At 49.9% G+C, this 601-nt stretch carries 1 protein-coding gene; it reads left to right on the forward strand.

What is annotated here, in order from left to right:
- A partial coding sequence (locus tag ESZ91_RS11690) for a hypothetical protein (protein ID WP_161971167.1) occupies window positions 1–601 on the forward strand: 601 nt, incomplete at both ends.

A 601-nucleotide genomic window follows, 5' to 3' on the forward strand; every position in this document is an offset into this window, starting at 1 on the left:
GACAAGGAAAGAATTAACCCAAGAAATGCGCGCGATAAGCGAGATGATGGGAAAAACAAAGAACTGTACGAAAACCGAATGGGAACGCACGAATAAAAAACAGTATGCGGAGTATAAGGCGGAACATGACCGTCTGCGGGCAGAATATGACCGCAAATACGGCGACGGCACAAGTTCCGAAAAATCGGAGAAGCCCCGTAAAACGGCATCCGTTCCCGCCAAGTCGAATTTTCTTTGGGATGAAGAAAAAAAGAGTCGGGAAGATAGGATTAAAGAACTTATGAGGTACGGAGCTTCGCGGGAGGCAGCGGAGCGAGCGGTAGCCCAGACGGACGAGTTTTGGGCTCGCGAGCGAAAAAGTGATGCGCTGACGCCCCGAATCGTAACAGTAGTAGAATATGATCCAAAAGGGAAGCCTGAAAAGTCAAAAGGTTCGACAAAACGGGGAAAGTCGGCTCCGCGAAAGCCGTCTTTTGACGTAAAAGCAACCTATGCAAGAGCAGCAAAGCCTGCCGTCGGAACAAAGGAGGAACGAATTAAACGCATTACCGCTCTGGGCTTATCGCGGGAAGCGGCGGTCAAGGCAATAAAAGCGGAAGAT

Origin of the sequence: Candidatus Borkfalkia ceftriaxoniphila, from assembly GCF_004134775.1 — a bacterium.
Taxonomy (GTDB): domain Bacteria; phylum Bacillota; class Clostridia; order Christensenellales; family Borkfalkiaceae; genus Borkfalkia; species Borkfalkia ceftriaxoniphila.